We start from the raw sequence: 19,098 nt of genomic DNA on the forward strand, positions 1-19,098 counted from the left end.
GCTGCCTGCATTAATCGTAAGCCCTGCCCGGTGTCAGTTTCACCATGCGCCGCTGCCGAAACTGCCGTCCGCCCCATGTTTCGTCACCGCTATATATTCCACCGGCGCACTGTTGGCCGTTGCTCCCGACCACAGCATATGCACCGCGTCGGGGCCGTCGTCATGGTCTGCCTTGGGAAAATGGCGAAACTGTTGGATTAAGGTTTGCTGATTGGCATTAAGCAAAATCAACCCATTGGCCATGTGCGGCTGCAAAGTCTCAATCCGTAGCAGCTTGTCGGCAATCGGTTTGACCGCCCGCGCCGGCACGGGAATGCCTTTTGCCGCACTTCGTTTTACCAGCTCGTCTTTCAGGAACTCCTGAAACTGCACCGTTTCCACAAACCACAGCTTGCACTTATATTGCGCGTGCAAGCGGATAACGTCCTCAATAATCAAATCGGGCAAACGCTTCTTAATTTGCGCTTCCACGATAAATAGCTTGCCGCTGCTTCTTTGATACCCGCCCACGATAATCGCACTCGGGTCGCGGCTGGCCCCCGCTTTGCCGAGCGAAGGGTCGAGCGCGCCGAAATACACCAAATCGGCGGGCAGCTCCGCCCAAAACTGCATGGATTGGGCAAACGGTGCATCTTCACCGCTCACCGGATCATTCTGATATTCCGAATCGAAAGCCGCGTGTCCGTCGCGGGCGCGGATTTTCATCAAGGCCAGCACGCCGCGCGCCGCCCAAGAGGTTTCCGCCCCTCGTTCCATTTCCGCTTTGTTCGTTTGATAGAACGCATCGGCCACCAACTCACCTTCATTGCGGTACAACTCTTCCCATCTGTCCCACAAATCCATGCGGTCGGGCCATTTCAACATGGCTTTAAACTTGATGCCTTTCCAAAACGGATTATTGAGCGTTCGGTTCAACACACTGTCGTAATGCAAAATCGTGCCGATATAAATCACATCGTATTTTTGCCCCACGCCGCCGAGCGGCAGCACGGTTTTCGTCAGCCACGCATTGAGCTTGTCGCGCTGTTCGGGATTTCGGACTTGTTCGTCGTTTTCAATATCGTCCAAAATAGTCAGGTCGGGGCGGTAAGGACCGTGGCGCAATCCGCGCAGCTTTTTGCCGCTGCCCGCTACCTGCACCTTGATGTCGTTGGCCGTTACGATGGTACCTGCCTGCCACACGCGGCCTTGGCCGCAGACATCCGCAAAATCGGTTTTCAGGCGGGGATTAAACTCCAATTCCGCTTTGATGGCTTCAAGCATCGGGTATGCCTGGTCTATGCTGTCCATCACAATCACGCAGTAATGCTTGCGTCCCGTTACAATGCACCACAAAGTAAACAACTGCGTAACCTGCGTCGATTTACCCTCGCCGCGCGGCGCGCCAACCGCTTCGTTCTCGCCTTCCGGGGATTCGACGATTTCCGGTAAACGCCTGAATAAGAAACGGTGCAGGTCGGATTTTTCAGGCGAACGGATATAATGCGGGAAGTAGGTGTTGACGAAATACTCGTAACCGCCTACCGGGTCAAATACCTTCGCCCGCCGCTCGGCCACCGCCGTCGGCGAAGCATCGAAACCGTCTACTTCGGCCTCGATGACTTGACGCAGATTGGCGGCAAGGGCGGACAGGGATTTAAGGAAATCTTTATTTTTCATAAGGATATTAAAATGCCGGAAGCATTAAAAGACATTATTTATCAGGTGATTGAAGCCTACTATGAGTTTGAGAAAGAAAATCGTATCAAAATAAATGAACCTTTACATTATCCATTTTGTGGTATCGATGTAGCTAATATGCAGCCTAAAATTCTTCACAACCTAGGCATAAGTGCAGGCTATTTAGATATCGAAAATTGCGCTATCGAGCTTGTCCAAGAAGGAAGAGCTAAATATGTACCAATTTATAATGCTTATACTTCAGTAAAAGCACCCAACTAACCAAACTTCCTCTCCACCTCCACCCCGAACGGCTCCAACACCTCCACAAAGGCAGCCAAATGTTTGGGGTGTTTTTCTTGCACGAATACCATCAAAAACTGCAACAACTCCAAAGCCGTCGCCAGTTGCGAGGTTTCTGGCAACACCCGCTTGTTCGCCGCCACCGTTTTGGTAAACGCATCGGCCAAACTCGCCAGCAGTTGCACCCGTTTGCTCGGCGGCAAATCTTCCACTTCCGCATCCTGCAACATCGTCATCGTCGCCTGATACTGCACCAGAAACGACGTCATCATCGCCCGCGCGATTTCGTCTATGCTGCCGCCGGCCAGCGTGTGGGCCGCGCGCAGCTTGTTCCAGTCGTCGCCCTGCGCCTTGGCCTCATCGCGCCAGCGGCGGGCGGTGCCGAGCGATACGCCGCATAAAGCCGCCGCCGTCTCAAGGCTCTGCTCGCCGTTGCAGTAGAGTGCCCGCAGCTTGTCGCGGGTCGCCTTCGGATGCGCCATCGTTACAGCCCCAACTTGGCGCGGGCAAATGCGATGCCCGTAGCCACAATGCCGCCCGAAATCGCGCCCGCGGCCGCGCCGGTGGTTGCCGACGTGCGGCGGCAATCGGCATGGATTTTCTTGATTTCCGCATCCATGCGTTCCTGATTTTGTAACAATTTGTCCTGCTTGCCGTTGATTTCTGCCAACGCTCTTAAAATAGGGTCTTGGTTTTGCATTATTTGTCTGCCTTCCGTTCGATTTTCTGGCCGACTTCTTTCAAATCAGCCTTGATTTCACGCAACAAGTTTAAGATTTCGTTCCTGTTGTCTTTTGCTTCCGCTTTCGTCTGATAAGATGTTTCTACGCTGTGCAACCTGCCGAGCAGTTCATCACGATCTTTGCGGGCTTCTTTCAGGCCGTCTGAAATGCTTTTTACCCAATACCACAATAAAGCAATCAGAAACGACACCAACGTGCCGAACACATATTCCACGGTAATCGGTGTATCTCCGTTCATAACACGTCTCCGAACACCACCCGGCAGGCCGCAATACCATAGGGCAGGCGGTCGGATTCGACAGTCAGCGCATCCCCGTCGGCCTCCACCTCGAATTTTTCCGCCAGCGCCTGTTTGACCGCCGCGAATTGATGCTCGAAAGCCACATAGCCCAAATCTACGATAAACGTAACTTCAAACCGCGCATCCATCCGCATCACATAGCCCCACATCGTGCGGCTTAAAGTTTCGGCCACCGCCGCGATGAACGGCTCTTGCTCGTTGGCCTTTTGCAGCCCGATTTGCAAACCCGCTTGGCGCACCGCCAACTGACGTTCAATTAATTCACGGTATACGGTCATTCTTTGATACCCATTAAATATTTTATCCGCTTGTACAATTTATTAACCCATGAAATATTTACAAATGTACAAACCTTTGCTATAACTTCACCGTCATACTGCGCATTTTCCCGGGCCGCCCGAAATTTTGCCCGGGCTTCTTCGGGGCTGTCCGCCCAAATGCTCAATGACCAGGACTTGCCGTCAAAGCGGTAAGAAAACGTGTACTCATTCATAGGAGAAACCTTATGTATTTTGAAATCTATAAAGACGCAAAAGGCGAATACCGTTGGCGTTTGAAAGCAGCCAACCATGAAATCATCGCTCAGGGCGAAGGCTACACCAGCAAGCAAAACTGCCAGCACGCAGTCGATTTGCTGAAAAGCACCACCGCCGCCACCCCTGTAAAAGAGGTATAAAATCCGCTTTCACCCTCAGCCCGCGCCCTACGCGGGCTTTTTTTGTCAGTCACCGACTTTGCGGGAGTGGCTGCCCGCCCAATCGCGCCATGCCGCGTTTTGATTTTCAAGTTCGGCAACATAGCCGCCAAACTCCACAGCGTGTTCAAGCAAAGCGCGGGTACTGCCGCTTTCCGGAGGAGCAGGGCGTACCGGCGGCACCATCAGGGCGGCAGGCGGCGCGGGCATAACCGGCACCTCAACCGTTTTAATCGGCACCGTATCCGAGGGCTTGGCGGTATTGGCGCAGCCCGTTAGCGCCCAGACCGTCAATACAAGCATTGCCGGCAATGCTTTTATCCTGTTCGATTGCATGGTGAATCCCTTTCCTGTATTGCTGTTTCAGACGGCCTATTTCAGCATTGGCTGCCGCCAGCTTAATGCCTGCCTGTTGCGTTTTTTCCGCCTGCTCCTGCTGCCGGGCATTGGCCCGTTCCAATTCCGCGGCAAATGCCCGGCTGGATGCCAAGAGCGCGGCGGACTTGTCTTTTCCCGCCTGTTCGATAATGACCTGCTGTTTGTGATAGGCCGTCTGAAAGCCCGCACGGTAGGCCAACCCCAACGCCGCCACCAGCAGCAACGCCGCGACCAAATGGGGCAGGTATTTAATCAGTTTCACGGGCATGGTCGCTCTCCAATTCCTGCCGCTTCACGCTGACAAACGAGCGCGCCACGGCATAGCCGCCGACGATGCCCAAATACACCGCCCAAATCTCCGCCGAGGGGTCGGGCAGCATCACAAATTTAAACGTCCCAGCCGCGCAGGCGACGTTTGCCCACAGTTTCGAGTGCGACACATTGCCCGTCGCGGGGTTTTTGAAAATATCCAAAATACGCATTATTTATCCCGTAGGTCGGGCATTTACGCCCGACAAATATCAGTGCTTTTTTTTCACAATGATTGGGCGGTCGTAATAACCATTGCCGATACAGCGTGTTTCAATTCGGACTTCCCAATCATTCGATACCAAATTCAGAATCCAACAAATCAGACGTGCTTTCAGCATTTTTTCGCCTTGCGTTTACGCGCCGCCCGTTTAGCTGCGGCCACACCTGACTTACCGTAACTAGGACGCGGATAGCTGTTCAAAGGACGTACCCTAGGCATACGGACAAGTGCACGGTTTACTTGCTCATAGCTTGGATTCGAGCCAATCAATGTTGCCAAAAAATGATAAGCGGCTTCTTTCAGACTACCGATAATGTTCATACCCGTGCCGCTCCCACTTCCATCGCAATGGCCGTCGCAATCGCGCGGCAAATAGCCCACTTGCGTTCCTTAAAGAGCTTGAGGTCGGCATCATTGCTGATAAAAAACGGCTCAAACACAATGCCACCGTTCTGAGCATAAGCAAGGCGGGAATGTTGCCCTGCGTTATCAGGCTTAAAGCCGTCTTCGCCGCGCAGTTTCCAGCCGGTTGCCTTGGCAACGGCCTTGCTCAATACCTGACACCAACGTTTGTTTTTAACGATACTTAAAGCCTCAATGCCCGTAGCCGCTTTGCTGACGGCAGCGTTGGTATGGAACTCAATCGCCACATCCGAGCCTCGAATCAGTTTGACAGCCTCACGCAACGGCATATTGCCCTTGCCCTCGCCGTCGGTTTTGACCGTCAAGCCATAATCGTTGCGTAAAATCGATGCCGTAATATTGCGTATATCCTGCGCGATGTCCGCTTCGCGGTCGCTGCCGTTTACCGCACCCGGATCGGTGTTGCTGTGGCCTGCGGTCAGCACAATAATCTTGCTCATAGATTTGTCCTGCTTAGTCTGTTATCGAGCCTTGATTATCCCGTCCGCTTATTTGGCACCGCGTCTGCCCCATGTCAGACAGGCAGCAAAAAGCCCGATGGCTTTTGCTCTCGGGCTGGGTTTCAGACGGCCTATTTTACTTCCATCGGGCAGGTGTAGGTATCAAATTCTTCATCTCCGGCCAATACCGACAAACAATTATTCAACGGCAGCTTGATACCTTTACGCGCATACACTGTCGCTTGGGCGGTTGGCGGGGTGCGGATTTGCCCTTGGCAGGCAGCTATGTTGTCCGTGTATTGTTTGCGGTAATTTTCGGTCAGCGCATCCTTTCTCTGCCGGGCGAAAAAATAATCGTAAGCCGCATTGGCCGCAGCGGCACATTGATAAAGCCCCGCCTTATCCGCAAGAAAAGGGCCGCCGAAAGATTCCTCGGCAGATTTTGCCACCGCCGCGAAAGCCGCATTGAATTCTTTGATTTTGGCTGCATCGCTGGGCAAAACCCATACACGGCTTTCCTTGTCGGCCTGCGCCAATAAAGACAGCAGCTTTTGAGCGTGCTCTTTCAAATTGGCGTGCAGACGGATTTGTTCCAAATTGTTTTCACCGATGAAATATTCTTCATCGGCCAAACGTGCGGCAATCTGTTTTTGCTGATTCTGATATTGCTGCGCCCGATTATCGGTTTGACTTTCGCTGGTAGCAGGCTTGTTTTCTTGTCCGCCGCAAGCCGCAAGCATTGCGGCCAACATCAGAACATAAAACGTCTTCATCTTGATTTCCCATAAAAAATGCCGTGTTATCCCCACGGCATTATAATTTAAAACAACCCGCCTTGCTCACACTCATTATCCGGCTTCTTCAGAATCCGCCAGATATGGCGGTCGGTCAGCGCGTGCGCCAAAGCCAAATCGTTCACCGCCTCATAAGCGGGTACGCCTTTACCCGTCTGCGCATCGAAGCGGCGGCGGATATGGCGGTCGCGCAATTCCAGCAAAGCCTGTTCGCATTTCGGGATAAACAGATCGCAGGGGGCCAGTGCTTCCACCATTTTTTCCATTGCTGCACCGCCGACGATTTCCTCCAAATAAGCCAGCCGCGATTCGCTGCCTTTGGTGCGTCCCTGCCGCAACGGGTAGGTCGTGCCGCCTAAGTTTTTCACCAGCTCCACCGTTTCTGTCAGCCCGATGATCGTAATCAGTGCCAGCACACTTTCGGGCAGCAGGTGGCGCACCGCCTCAAAATCTTCTTCATCTACCCTGATCATTGCTCTGCCGCCTTTTTTGCCTGTTCCTTATTAGTATGGATTTGCAGTGCCTGCACCAGTTTGTATAGCTGCTCGGGTGTCAAAAATCGTACCAAATCCTTGCCAAACATCCTTTTGGCCATCCCGTCGGCGTATTGCCAGCTTTTATCGCCCACCGTCAACAGCGCCTCCAGCTTATTCAGCAGGGCTTCGCGGTCGGGCGTCAAATGCGGGCGGATGCCTTTGCCCTTCGGTGCGGTCTGCTTAAAGCCCATCCGCTTCATTTCCGCCGCCACCGCCTGTAATTCGGCCAGATTCATCTTCGTGCAGGATGTTTTGCCGCACACGCGCGCCAGCATCGCACGGTAAACATCATCTTCCATCCCAAGCTGGCTTTGCGCGATTTTGATTTTCGCAATCAGCCCCTTGCGTTTGTACTGTTCGTTTGTGTTCATCATGGTTTTCCTCGTCGCTAAAACTTCAAACTGAAGCGGACTTTTCAAAAATCCGCTTGGATTTGGGGTTTCAGACGTTTAACCGTTTACCGCATCTTTCAACGCCTTGCCCGGGCGGAACTTGGGCGTTTTGCGCGCCGCGATGGTCAGCGGTTCGCCCGTTTTCGGATTGCGTCCCTGACGCTCGGCGGATTGGGCGGCGTGGAACGTGCCGAAGCCGACCAGCGTAACGTCGTTTCCGTCTTTCAGTTCTTGCGTTACCACGCTGACAAACGCATCGACAAACTCCGCCGCAGCGCGTTTGCTCAATTCCGCCTCGTCGGCGATGGCTTGGATTAATTCGGATTTATTCACTTTTTGACTCCTATTTAGATTTAAATGCGGCAGACCGTGCCGCGCGGGTTAGTTAATAAGGGATTCTCCATTTCGATCTGATACAGGCATTATTTGCTTCCTCTAATATCTTTTTGACAATTAGCACAATCTGTTTGGGCATTTTCCAGTCTTTTTCTAAGACAGGTGGCCTATCTCCATGTGCCGTTATCATCACGCCGTCGGGCGTATCTTCGATTTCAATAATGAATTTTGCCATTTAAGCCTCCTGTTCTTCGGCATCATTCCGTGTTTCCTGCCATTTCCCAACCAAGTAATCCCACTCATACCGAGGAATGACACGGCAGCCCGGTAACAGATTCTGCCAATCAAAATCTTCGGGCGGCTGCATCGTACAGCCGTTTCTGATTCTCTTAGCCCCTTCTCTAAGCTCGTAGGCATAATCAGGAGTTACCACGCCCTTTGGCGCGTCCTCCTCCAATCCCGCCCAAACGAACTGAACAGGATTAAAGAAATTACCGATACCCCACGATGCCCAAGTCTCTCCGTCGTTATTCTTTTCAAAAATCATTGTTGGTGCGGTGATGCTAACTTCTTCCAAATACTCTTCAGGGCGTTTAAATCTTTTGTTGAGTGGCATGGTTTTTAGGATTGGGTTGTTTTTCCGTGGCCAACAAGTTCCGTTCTTATTGGGCTTTTTCCATCCATCGGGTATGCCAGAAGGGAACGCAAACCTGCCACTTGCCCATCGCTCCATTCCCGCATTAGCGCGTCTGACGGCAAGTGTTCGCGCGCCCAATCAAGCCACGCCTGTCGCATTGCGTCCTTGTCCTGCTGAAAACTTCGCAGTGCTTTTGCAACCGGCCCATCATTAACTTCAATCAAATAAATCATTATATTTGCGTTCATTTTTCCTACACCTTCGCCACATCCAAATTCATTAACTGATACTCCCCATCCTCGCCGCGCTGATACACCCGCACAAACGGCTTGCTGATATGCACCTGCAAACTGTCGGAGAGCGCATCCATCGCCCGTTGCCATTTTTCATCCGTGATTTGCAGGCGGCGCAGGCCGAGGACGCGGGCGGTGCTGATATTGCCTTCTTTGTCCACTTGGAAGGCCGCGTTAATCAGTGTTTTCAATTCCGTGCGGCTGCCTTCCGTCCATTCGTTGATGCACTCGTCAATCAGAGCCTTGGCCGCCAGCAGTCCCTCGTCGAATACCAGTGTGTCCTGCATGGCGAGGTTGACGCGGTACGCGCCGTCAAAGCTGTGCAGGCTGATATTGCCTTTCTTACCGCCGACATTCACGTCGTATCGGTCGGCACTCAACTGTACAAACGCCGCAATATCGTCCATAGCTTCGCGTTTGAAGGCGATTAAGTTATCCTGTACCGCGCGGGCTTTTGCAGCGATTTCCTGCACCAGCTCGTCGCGCAGCAGGTCAATTTCGCGGATATTGGCCAGCGGCACGAGATTGCCTTTGGCATCCTGTTTGTATTGGCTTACATCTAAATTACTCATTTTGTTTTACCTTTCTGCCTTTCGGCATAAATCCTTTTACACTCATCCACCGTACGGTGGCGTTGCCCGTGTATCCAGTCCCTGTCCATACAGGGCGCGTTTTCCAATCTGCCGACAATCTTTTTCAGTTCGGCGGCCTGCGCTTTGCCGTATTCCGTCGGGCGGTGCTTCTTTTCCAGCCTCGGCACCATCCTGATTTCGGGCGGCGGCAGGTGTTTGATAAGGTCGGCAGGGTTTGGCCACTCTGACGAGGATGCCGCGATAGCCCTAAAGGCTGCCTGTATCCTGATTCCGTCCTGTTCCGGTTGCCACGACCGGCCGCTTAGTATGCCTAACCAAAGTTCGGCGACTGCCGTCAAATCCGCCGAGGCAGGGCGGCCTTTGAGGTTTAGGGCGGCGAGCATCATAAAACCCTGCGCGATTGCTTTTTTAAGCCAGCTATTGTTGTCCTCCATTCGACCACTCCATCAAATCGCCCAAACCGCTCCTCAATTTGGTACTTACTCCCTCTCCCGCGGGAGAGGGTTGGGGAGAAGGCAAAACCGCCGTTCCCGCCGTCTTTTCAGGCGACCAAAACGTGATGTTTTCCAACAAATAACCGTGGCTGGTCAGCGGCGGCGTCAACTTTCCCGCGTCCCGTGCCTCAAGGCATCGCGTTACCGCCCAAATCCAAGCCTCGCGCGGGGCCGGGTAAGTTTTGCGGTTGCGGACAATCTTTCGGTCCCGTATCATCGGCGCAATCTCGCCGACGAGCTTTGAAACACGGTTAAAACTTAAATCCTTTTCGGCGGGGCGAAACAGCGTCAGATACCGCAATACCGCCTTAAAAAGGTCGTCTGAAATGCCTGTCAGGGCAATCAGAGCTTCGCGTGCATCATCATGGGCGATTAATACATCTAAGCTCATCACTGCACCGCAAGTAGGGCAGCGCACTTTCATGTTCTCGCCTCCATCAGACTTTTAAGGCCGCAGTAAACCGAGTCAGAAAAATCAATAGCTGCATCACATGCCTGCTCCCCGTCTTCTACGTCCACCGGCGGACAATAAAACAACCCGTTTTTCCAAGATGTATTTGCGGCGACAACCGCATAAGCCTCCTCAAGCGTACAGCCCTCGTTCAGCTCTTTACTCAGATAATCCGTATCGCCTTCTCGGTCGCCCAAAGCATTATCTTGGGTAATTTTGATAATGCCGTCGCGGGCGATATTCAGATAAATCGTCATTTCAACACCCCCATCACCCTTGCCGCCGACACCGCCACCGCAAAAGCCGAACACATCACACCCAACAGCCCCGTTATCAGGCCGTATGGTGATTCCGAGTGATAAGTCTCTTTAGCAGCACGGACAAAACAGACCAGCCCAACCAACCCCAAAAACAACGTGAACACCATATTCATCACATTTCCTCCCATACTTTCATCGCATCATCCAACGCTTCGCGGTAGTTGTTTCCATACCCGATGACATCATGCTCAGGTAAGAAACAGCATTTTCTTCCGTCATATGTGCATGAAAATTCAACAGATTCAACATCGAACAAAAAGTCTAACCTTTCTGCGTCCTTCATAGCCTGTTTAAATTTCGGTGAGAAATCCAAAACATCAGATTCTTGGTCAATAATGTTGTTATTTTCGGAAATCAGGGTGTCCAATACACACATAATCCAAGGCAAATTGGCATCATCAGTCAAAGATTCCAAAGCTTCAAACACCGTATCAGCAGGCGCGGCGGACAGGTATTCGAAATCGTCTTCGTCCTCCGGATCGGCAGGCTGATAAGTCGGATTCAAGCCCTGCGCTATTTTGTTTAAAAACGCGACCAGTTCCCATACTGCTTCAAGGTCTTCTTTTCTTGGTTTGGCAATATTCATCACATTTCCTCCTGTATCATTCCTGCCACCCGTCATCCGGTCGGCACGCCTTATCCAGCAGTTTCCCCAGCCGTTCCTTAACCCGTTGCTCGACCAATATCTCGACCAACACAGTCATTACCGCCGCCAGCAATATGGCAATAACCAACAAAGCCGCTACCGCATTCATTTCATTCATCATTTTCTTATTCCTTGTTTAATCAGTCTGTTTGTTGTCTGTTGAGGCAAGCCGTATCGCTTTCTCGCCCCACCGTGCCCGAATCTTCTCGACCGCCTGTTTCAGGGCGAACGCTTTAACCCGTTTCAATTCGTGTTTCGGCATCTTCCGTCGTGCCAACCGTTTACTCATGGTTAAAGTCCTTTTAATGGTCTTCTATAATCCGTTTTTGTAACGGTCCAGTATTTGTTTTTCATAAATTCAGGTTCTTCAGGAAATTCCATATGCGTTTTCCCTCCATTTATGCTGATGCCTTTAGAGATAATCTTTCTTTCCGCCATACTGTCTCGGACTGCCTTCAGTTCCTTTGCTCTGGCGTTTAAACACTCGTAATATACAGGCCTATACCCGCCTACATAGGCATCGTCTTTTTTGAAACGGAACAACGGCCTCTCTTCTCCGCATTTTTTGCAGATTTTCGTCTCAGTTTTCATAAACCACCCCTTTCATCCGCTCTTTATCGCTCATCCGTTCATAGGCTTTTTCTGCCTGCAATACCGCAAAGTCAGCCGCATTCTGTTTTTCCCGCATCAGCCGCTGCTGACTGGTCTCGTTCTGATACAGGCTCCACGCCGGCACCGGCTCGGTGCAGCGGTTCGCACACGCCGTTACCGCAATCACAATCGTCGGTATGGCGAGCAGATGCCGCATTTTCAAATTTTCCATTTTTAGTTTTCCTTTAATTTCAATAACTTAACAAAATAACAAGGTAAAAAAATTATTGCCTTATCTGTCAAAGGTTTAGTGGATTAAATAGGTTTCCGCGTGTTCGATTACATCATCATCCAAATCAACATCAGGGTTAACCTGCAACAAATAGTCCACAATCAGCAGCAGCTTCGACAGTTTCCGCGCATTGCCTTTGGCCGTTTTCACCACCTTCTGCAATACCGCTTCATCGTTCGTCTTCAACACTGCCGCCGCAATCTGTTTTAAATCCGCTTCCGGCAGCATCTCGCCCAATTCCATCTTGACCGATACCCTTGAAAACAACTGCTTAAATTCACTGTTCGGCCCCTTCAGATTCAGCAGCAGCTTGGGCATCCCCACCAACGCCACCGCCACGCCCGATTTATCATGTATCCGCCGCAGGCTCTCCAGTGCGCGTGTCGGTAACTGTTCTGCCTCGTCAATCAGCAAAATACGGTGTGCATCACGCGGGCTGCGGCTCTTCTTATCACGCTTCAGGCAGTTGATAATCCGCTCCGTCAGCTCATGGATATTGCCTCTCTCGCTTAAATCCAGTGCATGACAGATTTCCTGCAACAACACCTTTGCCGTATAGCCTGTATCCGGCTCAATCAACAAAGCCAGCGGGTTAGTGGCCGCATATTGTTTCAATACCGTGGTTTTACCCAAGCCCGCGCCGCCATACACAATACCGAGCTGCCCCAGCCATGCCGCCAAACCCAGCCAACCTTTCATCTTCTTGGCCGTGCCCGTTTCAACATAGGGAATATCCAGCTTTTTCAATTCCGCCCGGTCGCCTTCCTGTTCAAGAAACAGCGCGGCTTTCTTATCCATCCCCGCAATATCGCCGTCGTATTTGCCGTTCAAATAGCCCGACAATGCACTTCTCGATACGCCCATGCGGTCGGCCGCCTTGTTTTGGCTCATGCCGCTGGTTTCCAGAAATTGTCTTAATTTCTCAATCATTTTTCGTTTTCCTTAAAAAGTGTCAAAGATGTGCCGTCATACTAACCGGCGTCTTCCCATAAAAAATCGCGTAACTTCTTCTTACCTTTGCCGCTTTCAGACGGCCTGTTTTCCACCTCTACCAATCCGCCGCTTTCCGTTTCCAGCTTCAAAAATTCGCCGAAATCAGGCTGCTGCTCGATAATCGGCGTGGCCGATTGGCGTTGCGCCTCGATTAAATCCATCTTGTCTTGCAGACGTTTGGCTTGGCCTTTGCGGCGGCGTTCGGCCAGTTGTTCCATCCGCGTTTCCGCAAATGCCGCCCGTTTGTTGCCGTTGAATACCGCTTTGCAAATCACCTTGCCCTGCATATCCTTCACAATCACATGGTCGGCATCGTGGATGTCGTAAGCCACCCGTACCTTCTGACCGCTGTAATCCAGCAATCCTTGGTGGAAGTAAGTATTGTTGTGCAGAGACACCGCTCCGCGGTCGGGGATGCGTTCTTCCTCCGGACGGTACATAAAATCCAACTCCAGCGGGCTTAATACATCCGTTTTCACCCTCATGCCGTCTGTTTTCATCCGGTATTCGTAATATTTCATCGGCGTAAAATGCCGTCCCGTTTCCGGATTTTTCGGCAGGCTGCGGTGCTCGTGTTCAAAGTTGTATCGGCGTACCGCTTCTTCCAAATCCGCCATAAACTGCGCCCAAGTCGGTGCTGCCGCCAGCACCGCTTCCTGCGCCTTGCTCAGTTCCTTACCCTTTTTCTGCACTTTCTGCGCACTCGCCAGCGCATTCGATACCTTTCTCAGTGTTTCGGCATCAGCATCCTTGCCCTGATAAGTCGCATACTGCTTGGCTAAAGGAATTGTGATGGTCTGCCATAATCGTTCAATCTTGCCGCGCCCCTGCGGATTGCCCGGAATGCCCGTAAAATGCTCGATACCGATACGCGGCAAAATACCCGTCGTTTCCTTATCCAACATATCGCCCGTTTCGCCCGAGCCGTTATCCGAGTAATAACCCAAGGGCGGCGGGAAATGCGTCATCCCGTGGCGCAAAGCATCCGCCACCGCTACCGCCGTTTCCGACAGCGCCACACTCCAACCCACGACCGCACCGCTGCAACCGTCCACAATCATCGTCACTTCCGGCGTAAACAGATACCCCATCGGATGCCGGATTTTTGCTTTAAAGCTGTGGCCGTCGCCCACCCAGACATCGTTCGGTTTCAACGCCGTCCAATCTCTGTCAATGTAAGGCAGCAAAGCCTTATAAGCCGACCCCGTGCGCCTGCCGCGCTCCTTCATATGTTCCGGCAGCCGTTTCATCACTGTTTGAATCTGGTCATAGCTCGGCATCTGCTCGATTTTTCCCTGTTCCAGATACCATTGCGCCAGTTTCTTCGCCGCCGCCATCATCGTCGGCTTGTTCGGCCGCTGATAAAACATCAAGAAGTAAGGCAGCCAGTCAATCGCCAGCAGCGGCGTCTTTTCCCGTGTTTTCACCGGCGCAAGCGCCAAGAGGCGGCTCATGCTGTCCGGTGCCGCACGGTAAGCCCGCACCCATCGGTATAAAGTCGGTTCGCTTAAACTGCGTTCGCCGTTGTTCCGCGCATTCGCCAACGGAATCAGCTTGGCCACATCCTCCGGCAACCTGCCCGCCGTCGCTTCAGCTGCCACAAACGCCACCGCCTTCTTAATCGGCATACCCGCCAATTCATGCAGCGGCAATACATAGGCGACAATCGCACAACGCGCGTGGGCCGTTTCCGTCTGCCTGTCGTCCAACCGCGCCAAACCTTCCTCGCACGGTATCAAACCCAACTGCCGCATCTTCTTATTTTGCCGAAGCGGTTTTTTTACTTCTGCCGGCAACATCGGCACCTTGGCTAACAATGTTGCCGCCTGTTTTTCCTGTATGGCCGCCTGAATCTCCGAAGGGAGGGCGGAAACCAAATATTTCTTAAGCTTGCCGCCTCGAGCCTGTCCTACAACCTCTTCAAACGGCCAATTATTCTTTTTGGCGTGGTACTCGATGCCTTGTCTACTGTTCGGCAGCTTTGGAAGTTGCAAGCCCGCCAACTCAACCGCTGAAATCAACATTTTGCTATTTCTTTCTTTTTGTGTTTTACTTAAATGCGTATAACCTTTAGCATTTAAGGAACTAAATCGAAAACCACTTATCCATTAACTACTCTTTTGGGGAAAACAGGTTTTAAATTCCGATCTGCATACCGTTCGGGCCAAATCTCTTCCGGTTCCACTCCGATTGCAGCGGCAATAATCCTTTCTCCCTTAAGATAAGGGGCTGCCAGTGCGCTTCTAAGCGTATTCGGCGACAACCCCGCTTCTATTGAAAGTGCTCGAAGCGACCAGCCTTTCTTTTTCAAAGCAGCAACAATATCCGCGCGGTGCCAGTTTTTCGGCGTTGCGTTTTTTTGCATAATTGACTTACTCCATTCAGTAATGTGATTTACTTCGTTAATTGATTAAGTGAGTGAATAATACTAAGCAAAAAAGGTTATTGCAACTCTTTTGCTTAGAAATATAACGCAAAAAAGCAAAATATTAGCCATCTATTTGATTATTTGACGAATTAATTTTAAGCAAAAGAAGTGAATTTTTTGCTTAAATGCGAAATTCTAAGCAAAAGGACAATCATGGACTTTTTAGAGCGTTTGAAATCTTTGTGGCCGGACAATGCCAAACCCGCCGACTTCTACAATAAGATTGATATGTCTGCTTCCGGTTTTAGCCGCGTCTGGAAAGACGGTGCCATTCCAACAGCAGACTATCTGATTAAAATTCAAGAAGTAACCGGTTGCGATTTAAACTGGCTTCTTACCGGCCAAGGCTCGCCATACATGAATAAAGGCCAAGCGGTCGAAGTCCGTACCCATACCGACGGTACGGCTACCGATACCCTCGGCAATCCCATCAACTTAGACGAGTTCGTCTTTATCCCGCGTTACGACGTCTACGCCGCCGCAGGGCACGGTTATCCCGCAGAAGACGACAAGCCCTTATTCTGCATGGCATTCAGGCGTTACTGGATAGAAAACTACGTTACCCGCCAGCTCGACAAACTGTCCGTCATCGCCGTAAAGGGCGATTCGATGGAGGGCGTACTCAACCACGGCGACAACATCCTAGTGAATCACGCCGAAACCACCCCGCGCGACGGACTGTACGTTATCCGCATCGATAATCACCTGTTTGTCAAACAAATCCAAAAACTACCCGGCAAGCTGCTCGTCAAATCAGCCAATCCGGTTTATGAGCCTTTCGAAATAGATTTAACCGACGACAACCAAAATGTAGCCATCATCGGACGCGTAGAATGGTATGGCCGTACCGTTAACTAAAAAAACGGCGTTTGGATATTCCAAACGCCGTTCAATTCAAATAAAACCAAAATCAACCCAAAACCTTATCAAAACTGTGCAAAAAAGGTATCAAAGTTATATCAATTTCTACCTACTTTGCACCTAAAGGTGTCAAAGCCGCTTTTTCCTAAATTTCCGTTCAAATTTTTGTTTCCTTTAAAATTTTCGCCTTCTTTTGCTTTCTTTCTAAAGGTGTCAAAATAATACCTACCCCATAAGCGAGATACATAGTCCCTCCTTTTTGGGAGAAGGATCTCTCAAAAATAGATTTGAGTTATTCAAACCTAAGTGGATTGTATTTTAGGGAAGTAAACTTAAGCCACGCTGATTTTCGCGGTGCAAATCTGAAAAACACCCATTTTTATTGGGCAACTTTATTTGATGCGGATTTCAGCGGGGCGGATATTAGTGAGGCAAACATTGAGGAAAGCTCTCTGGTTCAAGCAAATTTGACGAAAGCAGATCTCTCTAAAACATACATAGCCTATTCATATCTAGAAGATGCAAACCTTCAAGATGCGAACTGTCAAGAAACGAATTTTCAGCGGACACAATTACAAGGAGCAAATTTGTATGGAGCTAATTTTTATGGGGCAAGATTTGTAGCCACAACCATAGAAGAAAATCAATTCATTCATATCAGATTTCCGGAAAGTATCGAGTCCCCCTTTTGGGATACAGGTCTTGTTTCTTTGCAAGCCCAAATAGCTGAATCTGAAAACAAGATTCGACAACTAGAGAAAGAGCTAGAACAAGCAAAATCGGTAGCCGACCAAGAAAGCCAAGAGGAAATCAATCGACTAGAAAATCAGCTTAAACAAGAAAGAGAAGAGAAGAACCGATTTTCAGAAAGATTAAAAGATGTTTCGAAAAAAGAATTGAATAGTCGGATTCAGGATGCCATAGATGCATTAGAACATGCTTTAAAAAATACAGATAAACAGATTGAAAATAATGAAAATGCAGCAAGACTGTTCAAATTTTTTGGGATTGGCTTATTCGTTATAGGTATTATCTTACTCATAGCTTTTAGATTCGTTTCCCCTCCTGATTCTTTGCCAACACTCTTGTTTTACACTTTCCCTATCATTACGTTAATGCTGATTGGCACAACCTGTCTGCGTCATCAAAAAAACTTGTTGGGGGAAGTCCGTCATTTTTCCAATATGAAACACCAAATCGAACTGTATAGTGGTTTACTTAAAGCATCTCTACCTGCTGCTGCTAGTTACTATGAGTCGGAAAAAGCAGGTGAATATGTGCAGGAAACCTTTACCCAAATCCGCAATCGCTTGTTGAGCAATCCATACTTGCCTGACAATTCATCAGCAGACAAACAGTCTGACAATGATTTGGGGTCAGATAAGGTACTTGATTTATTAAATAAGATTGCCGATTTGTCCGGCAAGAAACCTATGGGGAATTAACCAAGAGACAGTTGTTACCCGAAAGGCCGTCTGAAAACCTTTTCAGACGGCCTGTCTTGTTTTAAGCTGTCTTTTTCAACCCTGAAACAAAGGAGTTCCCATGTCCCGTATCGCTACCGTCCGTTATACCGGCAATCTGCACAGCGACCTCACCCACCTGCAAAGCGGCAACGTTATCAGCACGGATGCGCCGACCGACAACAACGGCAGGGGCGAGGCTTTTTCGCCCACGGATTTGCTTGCCGCGTCGCTGGGCGCGTGTGCGATGACGATTATGGGGATGAAGGCGGCGGATTTGGGCGCGGACTTGGCCGGCGCGCGCGCCGAGGTGGTCAAGGAAATGGCCGCCAACCCGCGCCGCGTGGCGAAAGTGGCGGTGGATTTTTATCTGAGCAAAGACTTGGACGAACGAAGCCGCAAGCTCTTGGAAGCCGCCGCCCACACCTGCCCCGTCGCTCAAAGCCTGAGCGCGGAGTTGGTGCAGGAATTGCGGTTCCACTATGAATAAACCGGCGCAGGCCGTCTGAAACGGGAAATCCGGTTTTCAGACGGCCTGCGCCGTTGCTTATCATTTATAATGTCTTTTTCCTACCGAACGATACGGCCGGCGGTGCCGTTTTCCTTTTTTATCCCAAAGGCCGTCTGAAACGGATTTTCAACCATGTGGAACACGATACAACAATGGCTTCACGGCCTGCCGATACGCGCGGAAGTCATCGAATCGGTGCTGATGGTGGCGGTGGTGCTGATCATGCGCAGCGTGTTGCTGACAACGCATTTCCGCCGCCATCCCGATTTGAACATCGAAGACAAACGCCGCTCGTTGGTACTCAGCCGCAATCTGACGCTGATGCTGGTTCTGCTGGGTCTGGCGATGATTTGGGCGGCGCAGATTCAAACGCTGGCGTTGTCGATGTTTGCCGTGGCGGCGGCGATTGTGGTGGCGACGAAGGAGCTGATTATGTGTTTGTCGGGCAGCATCCTGCGCTCGGTAACGAAGCAGTATTCGGTCGGCGACTATATCGAGGTCAACGGCCTGCGCGGGCGGGTGGTCGACATTAATCTTTTGAACACGCTGATGATGCAGATCGGCCCGAACCCGCTGGTCGGCCAGCTTTCGGGCAAAACGCTGTCGTTTCCCAACAGCCTGCTTTTGAGCCATTATGTGCGCCGCGACAATATTTTGGGGCCGTATGTGATTCATACGGTGGAAATCCCCGTGCCCATCCATTTGGACTCGGATGCGGTGATTCCGAATCTGAAACAGGTGCTCGAACCGCTGTGCGCACCTTATGTGCCTGAAATTTCGCGCTATCTCGACGCGGTGCAGGCGGAAAAGCTGTTTATCACCCCCGCCGCCCAGCCGCGCGTTACCCGCGTGCCGCACGACGACAAGGTCTACAACATCATCGTGCGCTATGCCTCGCCCGTGTCGAAACGGCTGGAAATCCAGCAGGCGGTGCTGGATGAGTTTCTGCGCGTACAATACCGCCTGCTGAACCCGCATTCTTAATCTACTATAA

Annotated in this window: 37 protein-coding genes; 6 read left to right on the top strand and 31 right to left on the bottom strand. The window is 50.9% G+C overall.

Features of this window, described 5'->3' with window-relative positions; translation table 11 throughout:
* Nucleotides 1-39: 39 nt before the first annotated feature.
* On the bottom strand, nucleotides 40-1,659 hold the full coding sequence (terL, locus tag ACI43T_RS00955) for a phage terminase large subunit (protein ID WP_405385285.1): 1,620 nt from the start codon (nucleotides 1,657-1,659) through the stop codon (nucleotides 40-42).
* 12 nt (nucleotides 1,660-1,671) lie between these two features.
* Between terL and ACI43T_RS00960 the strand changes: the two genes are divergently transcribed.
* The gene (locus ACI43T_RS00960; protein ID WP_257065931.1) at nucleotides 1,672-1,941 is read left to right on the top strand and encodes a hypothetical protein; all 270 of its coding nucleotides are present in this window, start codon (nucleotides 1,672-1,674) and stop codon (nucleotides 1,939-1,941) included.
* On the opposite strand, the gene ACI43T_RS00965 is transcribed toward ACI43T_RS00960, so the two are convergent.
* From ACI43T_RS00965 to ACI43T_RS00985, 5 genes are read right to left on the bottom strand one after another with little or no spacing between them, the layout of a single operon-like run.
* Nucleotides 1,938-2,444, bottom strand: a complete 507-nt coding sequence (locus ACI43T_RS00965) for a DUF1804 family protein (protein ID WP_257065933.1) — start codon at nucleotides 2,442-2,444, stop codon at nucleotides 1,938-1,940. The genes ACI43T_RS00960 and ACI43T_RS00965 overlap by 4 nt on opposite strands.
* A gap of 2 nt (nucleotides 2,445-2,446) precedes the next feature.
* A complete protein-coding gene (locus ACI43T_RS00970) occupies nucleotides 2,447-2,662 on the bottom strand; it encodes a hypothetical protein (RefSeq protein ID WP_002212722.1) in 216 nt (71 codons plus the stop codon).
* On the bottom strand, nucleotides 2,662-2,943 hold the full coding sequence (locus ACI43T_RS00975) for a hypothetical protein (RefSeq protein WP_257065934.1): 282 nt from the start codon (nucleotides 2,941-2,943) through the stop codon (nucleotides 2,662-2,664). The genes ACI43T_RS00970 and ACI43T_RS00975 overlap by 1 nt, the downstream gene beginning before the upstream one ends.
* Entirely contained in the window at nucleotides 2,940-3,284 is a 345-nt protein-coding gene (locus ACI43T_RS00980; protein ID WP_314764114.1) for a hypothetical protein, read from the bottom strand. Before ACI43T_RS00980 ends, ACI43T_RS00975 begins: the two co-directional genes overlap by 4 nt.
* Nucleotides 3,281-3,499: a hypothetical protein gene (locus tag ACI43T_RS00985; RefSeq protein WP_405385286.1), complete on the bottom strand. Its 219-nt coding sequence runs from the start codon at nucleotides 3,497-3,499 to the stop codon at nucleotides 3,281-3,283. The genes ACI43T_RS00980 and ACI43T_RS00985 overlap by 4 nt, the downstream gene beginning before the upstream one ends.
* A gap of 12 nt (nucleotides 3,500-3,511) precedes the next feature.
* Here ACI43T_RS00985 and ACI43T_RS00990 point away from each other — a divergent pair, with 12 nt between their 5' ends.
* On the top strand, nucleotides 3,512-3,682 hold the full coding sequence (locus ACI43T_RS00990; protein ID WP_002215844.1) for a YegP family protein: 171 nt from the start codon (nucleotides 3,512-3,514) through the stop codon (nucleotides 3,680-3,682).
* Nucleotides 3,683-3,727: 45 nt separating this feature from the next.
* Here the strand turns inward: ACI43T_RS00990 and ACI43T_RS00995 are convergent, their stop codons facing one another.
* The 25 genes from ACI43T_RS00995 to ACI43T_RS01115 form a co-directional block, all read right to left on the bottom strand.
* On the bottom strand, nucleotides 3,728-3,910 hold the full coding sequence (locus tag ACI43T_RS00995; protein WP_405385287.1) for a hypothetical protein: 183 nt from the start codon (nucleotides 3,908-3,910) through the stop codon (nucleotides 3,728-3,730).
* A 19-nt stretch (nucleotides 3,911-3,929) separates the two neighbouring features.
* Nucleotides 3,930-4,346 carry a hypothetical protein gene (locus tag ACI43T_RS01000; RefSeq protein WP_405385288.1) on the bottom strand — a complete coding sequence of 139 codons (417 nt, stop codon included), beginning with the start codon at nucleotides 4,344-4,346 and terminating at the stop codon, nucleotides 3,930-3,932.
* Complete coding sequence (locus ACI43T_RS01005) at nucleotides 4,327-4,560, bottom strand: hypothetical protein (protein ID WP_405385289.1); 234 nt, start codon at nucleotides 4,558-4,560, stop codon at nucleotides 4,327-4,329. Before ACI43T_RS01005 ends, ACI43T_RS01000 begins: the two co-directional genes overlap by 20 nt.
* Before the next feature lie 161 nt (nucleotides 4,561-4,721).
* The gene (locus ACI43T_RS01010; protein WP_405385290.1) at nucleotides 4,722-4,931 is read right to left on the bottom strand and encodes a hypothetical protein; all 210 of its coding nucleotides are present in this window, start codon (nucleotides 4,929-4,931) and stop codon (nucleotides 4,722-4,724) included.
* Nucleotides 4,928-5,473, bottom strand: a complete 546-nt coding sequence (locus ACI43T_RS01015; RefSeq protein ID WP_405385291.1) for an N-acetylmuramoyl-L-alanine amidase — start codon at nucleotides 5,471-5,473, stop codon at nucleotides 4,928-4,930. Before ACI43T_RS01015 ends, ACI43T_RS01010 begins: the two co-directional genes overlap by 4 nt.
* 131 nt (nucleotides 5,474-5,604) lie before the next feature.
* Entirely contained in the window at nucleotides 5,605-6,246 is a 642-nt protein-coding gene (locus ACI43T_RS01020; protein WP_405385292.1) for a hypothetical protein, read from the bottom strand.
* Nucleotides 6,247-6,293: 47 nt separating this feature from the next.
* Nucleotides 6,294-6,740 (bottom strand): Mor transcription activator family protein, encoded by a 447-nt coding sequence (locus ACI43T_RS01025; RefSeq protein ID WP_002237250.1) that lies wholly within the window; start codon nucleotides 6,738-6,740, stop codon nucleotides 6,294-6,296.
* On the bottom strand, nucleotides 6,737-7,177 hold the full coding sequence (locus tag ACI43T_RS01030; protein WP_405385293.1) for a gp16 family protein: 441 nt from the start codon (nucleotides 7,175-7,177) through the stop codon (nucleotides 6,737-6,739). The genes ACI43T_RS01025 and ACI43T_RS01030 overlap by 4 nt, the downstream gene beginning before the upstream one ends.
* 75 nt (nucleotides 7,178-7,252) lie before the next feature.
* The gene (locus ACI43T_RS01035; protein WP_405385384.1) at nucleotides 7,253-7,561 is read right to left on the bottom strand and encodes an HU family DNA-binding protein; all 309 of its coding nucleotides are present in this window, start codon (nucleotides 7,559-7,561) and stop codon (nucleotides 7,253-7,255) included.
* A 19-nt stretch (nucleotides 7,562-7,580) separates the two neighbouring features.
* Nucleotides 7,581-7,766, bottom strand: coding sequence for a hypothetical protein (locus ACI43T_RS01040; RefSeq protein ID WP_405385294.1), 186 nt, complete (start codon nucleotides 7,764-7,766; stop codon nucleotides 7,581-7,583).
* Nucleotides 7,767-8,147 (bottom strand): hypothetical protein, encoded by a 381-nt coding sequence (locus tag ACI43T_RS01045; RefSeq protein WP_405385295.1) that lies wholly within the window; start codon nucleotides 8,145-8,147, stop codon nucleotides 7,767-7,769. It abuts the gene before it with no gap.
* A 5-nt stretch (nucleotides 8,148-8,152) separates the two neighbouring features.
* A complete protein-coding gene (locus ACI43T_RS01050) occupies nucleotides 8,153-8,416 on the bottom strand; it encodes a hypothetical protein (protein ID WP_405385296.1) in 264 nt (87 codons plus the stop codon).
* 5 nt (nucleotides 8,417-8,421) lie between these two features.
* Complete coding sequence (locus tag ACI43T_RS01055; RefSeq protein ID WP_257065943.1) at nucleotides 8,422-9,033, bottom strand: DUF3164 family protein; 612 nt, start codon at nucleotides 9,031-9,033, stop codon at nucleotides 8,422-8,424.
* Complete coding sequence (locus tag ACI43T_RS01060; RefSeq protein WP_405385297.1) at nucleotides 9,030-9,488, bottom strand: hypothetical protein; 459 nt, start codon at nucleotides 9,486-9,488, stop codon at nucleotides 9,030-9,032. Before ACI43T_RS01060 ends, ACI43T_RS01055 begins: the two co-directional genes overlap by 4 nt.
* Nucleotides 9,472-9,972, bottom strand: coding sequence for a hypothetical protein (locus tag ACI43T_RS01065; RefSeq protein ID WP_306440781.1), 501 nt, complete (start codon nucleotides 9,970-9,972; stop codon nucleotides 9,472-9,474). The genes ACI43T_RS01060 and ACI43T_RS01065 overlap by 17 nt, the downstream gene beginning before the upstream one ends.
* Nucleotides 9,969-10,256: a hypothetical protein gene (locus ACI43T_RS01070; protein WP_257065946.1), complete on the bottom strand. Its 288-nt coding sequence runs from the start codon at nucleotides 10,254-10,256 to the stop codon at nucleotides 9,969-9,971. Before ACI43T_RS01070 ends, ACI43T_RS01065 begins: the two co-directional genes overlap by 4 nt.
* Nucleotides 10,253-10,432, bottom strand: a complete 180-nt coding sequence (locus ACI43T_RS01075) for a hypothetical protein (protein WP_257065947.1) — start codon at nucleotides 10,430-10,432, stop codon at nucleotides 10,253-10,255. Before ACI43T_RS01075 ends, ACI43T_RS01070 begins: the two co-directional genes overlap by 4 nt.
* Nucleotides 10,432-10,905 (bottom strand): hypothetical protein, encoded by a 474-nt coding sequence (locus ACI43T_RS01080; protein ID WP_257065948.1) that lies wholly within the window; start codon nucleotides 10,903-10,905, stop codon nucleotides 10,432-10,434. The genes ACI43T_RS01075 and ACI43T_RS01080 overlap by 1 nt, the downstream gene beginning before the upstream one ends.
* A gap of 16 nt (nucleotides 10,906-10,921) precedes the next feature.
* On the bottom strand, nucleotides 10,922-11,086 hold the full coding sequence (locus ACI43T_RS01085; protein ID WP_002212708.1) for a hypothetical protein: 165 nt from the start codon (nucleotides 11,084-11,086) through the stop codon (nucleotides 10,922-10,924).
* Nucleotides 11,087-11,101: 15 nt separating this feature from the next.
* On the bottom strand, nucleotides 11,102-11,254 hold the full coding sequence (locus ACI43T_RS01090; RefSeq protein WP_002212707.1) for a hypothetical protein: 153 nt from the start codon (nucleotides 11,252-11,254) through the stop codon (nucleotides 11,102-11,104).
* A gap of 2 nt (nucleotides 11,255-11,256) precedes the next feature.
* The gene (locus tag ACI43T_RS01095) at nucleotides 11,257-11,556 is read right to left on the bottom strand and encodes a hypothetical protein (RefSeq protein ID WP_405385298.1); all 300 of its coding nucleotides are present in this window, start codon (nucleotides 11,554-11,556) and stop codon (nucleotides 11,257-11,259) included.
* Nucleotides 11,546-11,788 (bottom strand): hypothetical protein, encoded by a 243-nt coding sequence (locus ACI43T_RS01100; protein WP_405385299.1) that lies wholly within the window; start codon nucleotides 11,786-11,788, stop codon nucleotides 11,546-11,548. The genes ACI43T_RS01095 and ACI43T_RS01100 overlap by 11 nt, the downstream gene beginning before the upstream one ends.
* Before the next feature lie 75 nt (nucleotides 11,789-11,863).
* Nucleotides 11,864-12,778: an AAA family ATPase gene (locus tag ACI43T_RS01105; RefSeq protein ID WP_314764089.1), complete on the bottom strand. Its 915-nt coding sequence runs from the start codon at nucleotides 12,776-12,778 to the stop codon at nucleotides 11,864-11,866.
* A gap of 41 nt (nucleotides 12,779-12,819) precedes the next feature.
* The gene (locus ACI43T_RS01110; protein WP_257065950.1) at nucleotides 12,820-14,865 is read right to left on the bottom strand and encodes a Mu transposase C-terminal domain-containing protein; all 2,046 of its coding nucleotides are present in this window, start codon (nucleotides 14,863-14,865) and stop codon (nucleotides 12,820-12,822) included.
* Nucleotides 14,866-14,942: 77 nt separating this feature from the next.
* Nucleotides 14,943-15,206, bottom strand: a complete 264-nt coding sequence (locus ACI43T_RS01115) for a helix-turn-helix domain-containing protein (RefSeq protein ID WP_002212702.1) — start codon at nucleotides 15,204-15,206, stop codon at nucleotides 14,943-14,945.
* 216 nt (nucleotides 15,207-15,422) lie between these two features.
* Here ACI43T_RS01115 and ACI43T_RS01120 point away from each other — a divergent pair, with 216 nt between their 5' ends.
* The 4 genes from ACI43T_RS01120 (at nucleotide 15,423) to ACI43T_RS01135 (ending at nucleotide 19,088) form a co-directional block, all read left to right on the top strand.
* The gene (locus ACI43T_RS01120) at nucleotides 15,423-16,127 is read left to right on the top strand and encodes a LexA family transcriptional regulator (protein ID WP_002212701.1); all 705 of its coding nucleotides are present in this window, start codon (nucleotides 15,423-15,425) and stop codon (nucleotides 16,125-16,127) included.
* Nucleotides 16,128-16,411: 284 nt separating this feature from the next.
* Complete coding sequence (locus ACI43T_RS01125; RefSeq protein ID WP_405385385.1) at nucleotides 16,412-17,575, top strand: pentapeptide repeat-containing protein; 1,164 nt, start codon at nucleotides 16,412-16,414, stop codon at nucleotides 17,573-17,575.
* Between the two features lie 100 nt (nucleotides 17,576-17,675).
* A complete protein-coding gene (locus ACI43T_RS01130) occupies nucleotides 17,676-18,083 on the top strand; it encodes an OsmC family protein (protein WP_308023458.1) in 408 nt (135 codons plus the stop codon).
* A gap of 153 nt (nucleotides 18,084-18,236) precedes the next feature.
* Nucleotides 18,237-19,088 carry a mechanosensitive ion channel family protein gene (locus tag ACI43T_RS01135; RefSeq protein WP_293278427.1) on the top strand — a complete coding sequence of 284 codons (852 nt, stop codon included), beginning with the start codon at nucleotides 18,237-18,239 and terminating at the stop codon, nucleotides 19,086-19,088.
* Nucleotides 19,089-19,098: the final 10 nt, after the last annotated feature.

The organism is Neisseria oralis, assembly GCF_045062685.1.
GTDB lineage: Bacteria > Pseudomonadota > Gammaproteobacteria > Burkholderiales > Neisseriaceae > Neisseria > Neisseria oralis.